Annotated in this window: 2 protein-coding genes; both read left to right on the plus strand. The window is 65.3% G+C overall.

From position 1 onward, the window contains the following. Positions 1–1,166, plus strand: a 1,166-nt coding sequence (locus BFP90_RS03820; RefSeq protein WP_141688914.1) for an AMP-binding protein, incomplete at its 5' end; no start/stop codon positions are given. Positions 1,167–1,169: 3 nt separating this feature from the next. After that, on the plus strand, positions 1,170–7,024 hold a 5,855-nt coding region (locus tag BFP90_RS03825), incomplete at its 3' end, for a non-ribosomal peptide synthetase (protein ID WP_141688915.1).

Raw genomic sequence — 7,024 nt, forward strand, 5'->3', positions numbered from 1 at the left:
TGCCGGAATACACCTATGAACAGATGCACCGCCACAACGTGACCATGGCGGTGTTCCCACCGGTGTACCTGCAGCAACTGGCCGAACACGCCGAGCGCGACGGCAATCCTCCAGCCGTTCGGGTGTACTGCTTCGGCGGTGACGCCGTGGCCCAGGCCAGCTATGACCTGGCCTGGCGCGCGCTGAAGCCGACCTACCTGTTCAACGGCTACGGCCCCACCGAAACCGTGGTCACGCCGCTGCTGTGGAAGGCGCGCAAGGGCGACCCATGCGGCGCCGTCTACGCGCCCATCGGCACCTTGCTCGGCAACCGCAGCGGCTACGTGCTGGACGCGCAGCTCAACCTGCAACCCATCGGCGTGGCCGGTGAGTTGTACCTGGGCGGCGAGGGCGTGGCCCGGGGTTACCTGGAGCGTCCGGCGTTGACCGCCGAACGCTTTGTGCCGGACCCGTTCGGCAAGCCCGGCAGCCGCGTGTATCGCAGCGGCGACCTGACCCGTGGGCGTCCGGACGGTGTGGTGGATTACCTGGGTCGCGTCGACCATCAGGTCAAGATCCGTGGTTTCCGTATCGAACTGGGTGAAATCGAAGCGCGTCTGCGTGAACAGGACAGCGTCGGCGAAACCGTGGTGGTGGCCCAGGAAGGTTCGACCGGCAAGCAGTTGGTGGCCTACGTGGTGCCGGCCGATGCGACCCTGGCCGACCAGACCGAATTCCGCGACAGCCTGCGTCGCGCCCTGAAAAGCGGCCTGCCGGACTACATGGTGCCGGCGCACTTCGTGTTCCTCGCACAGATGCCGCTGACCCCCAACGGCAAGCTCGACCGCAAGGGCCTGCCGTTGCCGGATGCCAGCCAGATGCAGCAACAGTACGTGGCGCCGCACACCGAACTGGAGCAGCAGATCGCCGCGATCTGGGCCGACGTGCTGCACCTGGCGCAAGTGGGCCTGAACGACAACTTCTTCGAAGTGGGCGGGCATTCCCTGCTGGCCATCCAGATCACCTCGCGAGTGCAGGCCGAGCTGGGCCTGGACGTACCGCTGATGGAACTGTTCCAGACCGAATCACTGCGTGCCTACGTGCAGGCCGCAGCCACTTTCCGCGCCGGCAGCGTGGAAGATTTTGATGATCTTCGTGACTTTTTGAGCGAACTAGAGGCGATTTGAACCATGCTTTCCAACCCTAACATCGACCTGGTGTCGCGCTTTCTTCGCTTGCCTCTGGAACAGCGCCAGCAGTTTTATCAGCGCCTGCAAAGCCGGGGCATGAGTTTCGCTCAACTGCCGATTGCTGCAATCCGTGAGGACGGCCAACGCCTGCCGCTGTCCTATGCCCAGGAGCGTCAGTGGTTTCTCTGGCAGTTGGACCCCGGCAGCGCCACTTACCACATCCCCGGCGCCTTGCGCCTGCACGGTCGCTTGGACCTGGCGGCACTGCAGCGCAGCTTCGACAGCCTGCTGGCCCGACACGAGAGCCTGCGCACCCAACTGGTCGAGGAGGGCGAGCACTTGTGGCAGGCTGTGCTGCCCCAGGCCCGGGTCGAGATTCAACACGCGCAGATCGACGAAGCGCAGTTGATGGCACGGGTGGAAGCGGAGGTGGCGCGGCCGTTCGATTTGCACCAGGCTCCGCTGCTGCGCGTGACCTTGCTGCAACTGGCTGAAGATGACCATGTGCTGGTAATGGTGCAGCACCACATCGTCTCCGACGGCTGGTCAATGCAGGTGATGGTGCAGGAGCTGGTGCAGTTGTATGCCGCCTACAGCCTGGGCCAGGACCTGCAACTGCCGCAGCTGCCGATTCAGTACGCCGACTACGCCCTGTGGCAGCGCGGCTGGATGGAAGCGGGAGAGCGGGCGCGGCAACTGGCTTATTGGCAGGCGCTGCTGGGCGGTGAACAGCCGGTGCTGGAACTGCCGCTGGACCGTCCGCGCCCGGCGCAGCAAAGCCATCGCGGCGCGAGCCTGGAGCTGCATCTACAGCCCGAACTGGTCGCCGGTCTCAAGCGCCTGGCGCAGCAAGAAGGCATCACCCCATTCATGCTGCTGCTCGCGTCCTTCCAGACCTTGTTGTACCGCTACAGCGGGCAGTCGGATATCCGCGTCGGCGTGCCGATTGCCAACCGCAACCGCGTCGAAACCGAGGGGCTGATCGGGTTTTTCGTCAACACCCAAGTGCTCAAGGCTGACCTGGACGGGCAGATGAGCTTTGTCGAGTTGCTGCAACAGACCAAGCGCCGCGCCCTGGAAGCCCAGGCCCACCAGGACCTGCCGTTCGAGCAATTGGTGATGGCGCTCTCGCCTGAGCGCAGCCTGAGCCACAACCCATTGTTCCAGGTGATGTTCAACCATCAGACCGACGCCCAGGGCGGGCGCGACGGCCAGCAACTGCCTGGCCTGCGCGTGGTGGAGCTGGACTGGGACAGCCAGACCACGCATTTCGACCTGAGCCTGGATACCCATGAGTCGGCCGAAGGGCTGTGGGCGGCGTTGAATTACGCCACCGATTTGTTCGACTCAGCGACCATCGAGCGCCTGGCGCAGCACTGGCAGCAGTTGCTGCAGACGGTCGTCAGCGATCCGCGCAGGCGTCTGGCCGAGCTTTCGCTGCTGGATGCTACCGAGCAGCAACGCATGCTTCAGGACTGGAACGCTCCGGCCTGCGCCCGGCAATTGCAAGGCGTACATCTGCTGTTCGAAGACCAGGCCGCCGCGCAGCCTGAACGTCAGGCCCTGGCCCTGGACGACCAGGCCCTCAGCTATGGCGAACTGAACCGCCAGGCCAACCGCCTGGCGCACTACTTGATCGCCCAGGGTATCGGCTCCCAAGCCTTGGTCGGGATCGCCGTGGAGCGCTCCTTCGCCATGGTGGTCAGCTTGCTGGCGGTGCTCAAGACCGGCGCGGCCTATGTGCCGCTGGACCCTGAGTACCCCCGCGAGCGTCTGGTGCACATGCTCGAGGACAGCGATGTGCGCCTGGTGCTGACCCAGTCGCACCTGCGCGATCGCCTGCCATTGCCGGCGCACGCGGTGGCCGTGGAAATCGACCTGGTCCAGGCGCAGTTGGCGCTGTGTGATGAGCACAATCCACCGGCTGTTTTCGAACCGCACAGCCTGGCCTACGTGATCTACACCTCGGGTTCCACCGGCAAACCCAAGGGCGTGGCCATCAGCCATGGCGCATTGAGTGAGTTCGCCTGCATCGCCGCCGACTATTCGCAACTGGTCGCGCAAGACCGGGTATTGCAGTTCGCTACCCTGAATTTTGACGGCTTCGTCGAGCAGTTGTACCCGGCCCTGACCCTCGGTGCCACGGTGGTGCTGCGTGGCCCGCAACTGTGGGACGGTGCCGAGTTGTATCGGCAGATCATCGAGCAGGGCATCACCCTGGCCGACTTGCCGACCGCCTACTGGAAACTGTTCTTGCAGGATTGCCTGGCGGCGGGTGCGCGGCCTTACGGGGCGTTGCGCCAGATGCATATCGGCGGCGAAGCCATGCCCCTCGACGGTCCATTGTTGTGGCAACGGGCGGGCCTGGGCCATGTGCGGCTGCTCAATACCTACGGGCCGACCGAGGCCACCGTGGTCTCCAGCGTGCTGGACTGCACCGACCCCGACGTAATCAGCGGCGTCACCGCCAGCCCCATCGGCCGCGCGCTACCCGGGCGTGGGCTGTATGTGTTGGATCGCGACCTGAATCTGCTGCCTGTCGGTGCCGTAGGCGAACTCTACATCGCCAGCGCCAGCGGCCTGGCCAGCGCTTATCTGCGGCGCCCGAGCCTGACCGCCGAGCGTTTTGTCGCCAACCCGTTCAGTGCCTGCGGCGAGCGGCTTTATCGCAGCGGCGACCTGGCGCGTTATCGCGCCGACGGGGTGGTGGAGTATGTCGGGCGGGTCGACCATCAAGTGAAAGTGCGCGGCTTCCGCATCGAACTGGGCGAGATCGAAACCGTGCTGTTGGCCCAGGACGGCGTGCGCGAAGCGCTGGTGCTGGCTGTCGACAACCAACTGCTGGCCTACCTGGTGCCCGCGCAACCGTCGAGTGAAGCCGAACGCTTGATGAACACCCTGCGCGAACAGCTGCCGGACTACATGGTGCCGGCGCACCTGATCTTCCTCGAGCGCATGCCGCTCAACCCCAACGGTAAGCTGGACCGCCAGGCACTGCCCAAACCGGACGCCAGCACGGCGCTCCAGGACTGGCAGGCGCCGGTCACCGCGTTGCAACAGCAGATCGCTGCGATCTGGGCCGATATTCTCGGCACCGACAACGTCGGTTTGAACCAGCACTTCTTCGAACTGGGCGGGCATTCGCTGCTGGCGATGCAAGTGGTGTCGCGCATTCGCCAGACGCTGCAGCGCGAGGTGCCGCTCAAGGCCTTGTTCGAGCACCCACGGCTGGATGCATTTGTTGCGGCACTGCAGGCCCAGGACAGCCTGGCGCCCAGCGCACCGCCGTTGCTGCCGGTCGGGCGCGAGCACGCCTTGCCGCTGTCGTATGCCCAGGAGCGTCAGTGGTTTCTCTGGCAATTGGAGCCGCACAGCGCCGCCTACCACATTCCCAGTGCGTTGCGCCTGAAAGGGCAACTGGACCTGGGCGCGTTGCAGCGCAGTTTCGATGCGTTGCTGGCCCGGCATGAAAGCCTGCGCACCTGCCTGCGCCAGGAGCATGAGCGTGCAGTGCAAGTGATCGCGCCATCGGCGTCGCTGCAGATCGCTCACGCCGATGTCGACGAGGCTGAACTCCAGGCGCAGGTCGAGGCGCAGATCGCGCAGCCGTTCGACCTGGAACACGGCCCGTTGCTGCGTGTGTCGCTGCTGCGCGTGGCTGCTGGTGAGCATGTGCTGGTGCTGGTGCAGCACCACATCGTCTCCGATGGCTGGTCGATGCAGGTGATGGTCGAAGAACTGGTGCAGCTCTATGCGGGCTACAGCCAGGGCGAGGAAGTGCAGCTGCCGGCGTTGCCGATCCAATATGCCGACTATGCCGTGTGGCAGCGCAATTGGATGGAGGCGGGCGAGAAGAACCGTCAGCTGGCGTACTGGCGCGAAATGCTCGGCGGCGAGCAAAGTGTGCTGGAGTTGCCGTTCGACCACCCGCGTCCCGCCGTGCAAAGCCATCGCGGCGCACGCCTGGCTTTCGAGCTGGACCCCGAGCTGAGCCAACAGCTCAAGGCCTTGGCCCGGCAACAGGGCGTGACCCTGTTCATGTTGCTGCTGGCGTCGTTCCAGACCCTGCTGCACCGCTACAGCGGCCAGGAAGAAATCCGCGTCGGCGTGCCCATCGCCAACCGCAACCGCAGCGAAACCGAGCGGCTGATCGGCTTCTTAGTCAATACCCAGGTCCTCAAGGCGGACCTGCACGGCCAGATGAGCGTCGAGCAGTTGCTGCAACAAACCAGGCAACGCGCGCTTGAGGCCCAGGCCCATCAGGACCTGCCGTTCGAACAGTTGGTGGAAGCCCTGCAACCGGAACGCAGCCTGAGCCACAATCCGCTGTTCCAGGTGATGTTCAACCACCAGACCGACGTCGGCCAGGCCCAGGTCCAGCAGCACCTGCCGCACCTGCTGGTCCAAGGGCTGGAATGGCAAAGCAAGACCGCGCATTTCGACCTCGACCTGGACATTCAGGAGTCCACCGAAGGCATCTGGGCCACCCTGGGTTATGCCCAGGACCTGTTCGAAGCCGGCACCGTGCAACGCATGACGCGCCACTGGCAGAACCTGCTGCAGGGCATGGTCGCCAACCCTCGGCAACCGCTGGGCCAGTTGAACCTGCTGGACGCCGCCGAGCAGCAACACATCCTGCAACTGTGGGACCGCAGCGCCTCCGGTTTCTCGGCCCAGCGTTTGGTGCATGAACTGGTGGCCGACCGTGCCCGGGAAACCCCGGATGCGGTGGCGGTGAAGTTCGCCGACGAGCAGCTCACTTACGGCGAGCTGGATCGCCAGGCCAACCGCCTGGCCCACGCGCTGATCGCCCGTGGCGTCGGCCCGGAAGTGCGCGTGGCGATTGCCATGCCGCGCAGTGCCGAGATCATGGTGGCGTTCCTCGCGGTGCTGAAGGCCGGTGGCGTGTACGTGCCGCTGGATATCGAATACCCGCGTGATCGCCTGCTGTACATGATGCAGGACAGCCGCTCGCGGTTGCTGCTGACCCACTCGACCGTGCAACAGCGCCTCCCGATTCCGCAAGGCCTGCAAGCCCTGGCAGTGGATCAGCTGCAGGACTGGTCCGACGACAATCATGCGGCGCCGAACGTCGCCCTCGACGGCGATAACCTCGCCTACGTGATCTACACCTCCGGCTCCACCGGCATGCCCAAGGGCGTGGCGGTGTCCCACGGGCCACTGGTGGCGCACATCATCGCCACCGGTGAGCGCTATGAAACCCGCCCGGCCGATTGCGAGTTGCACTTCATGTCGTTCGCCTTCGACGGTTCCCACGAGGGTTGGATGCACCCGCTGATCAATGGCGCCAGCGTGCTGATCCGCGACGACAGCCTATGGTTGCCGGAATACACCTATGAACAGATGCACCGCCACAACGTGACCATGGCGGTGTTCCCACCGGTGTACCTGCAGCAACTGGCCGAACACGCCGAGCGCGACGGCAATCCTCCAGCCGTTCGGGTGTACTGCTTCGGCGGTGACGCCGTGGCCCAGGCCAGCTATGACCTGGCCTGGCGCGCGCTGAAGCCGACCTACCTGTTCAACGGCTACGGCCCCACCGAAACCGTGGTCACGCCGCTGCTGTGGAAGGCGCGCAAGGGCGACCCATGCGGCGCCGTCTACGCGCCCATCGGCACCTTGCTCGGCAACCGCAGCGGCTACGTGCTGGACGCGCAGCTCAACCTGCAACCCATCGGCGTGGCCGGTGAGTTGTACCTGGGCGGCGAGGGCGTGGCCCGGGGTTACCTGGAGCGTCCGGCGTTGACCGCCGAACGCTTTGTGCCGGACCCGTTCGGCAAGCCCGGCAGCCGCGTGTATCGCAGCGGCGACCTGACCCGTGGGCGTCCGGACGG

Origin of the sequence: Pseudomonas sp. 24 E 13, from assembly GCF_900004715.1 — a bacterium.
Taxonomy (GTDB): domain Bacteria; phylum Pseudomonadota; class Gammaproteobacteria; order Pseudomonadales; family Pseudomonadaceae; genus Aquipseudomonas; species Aquipseudomonas orientalis_A.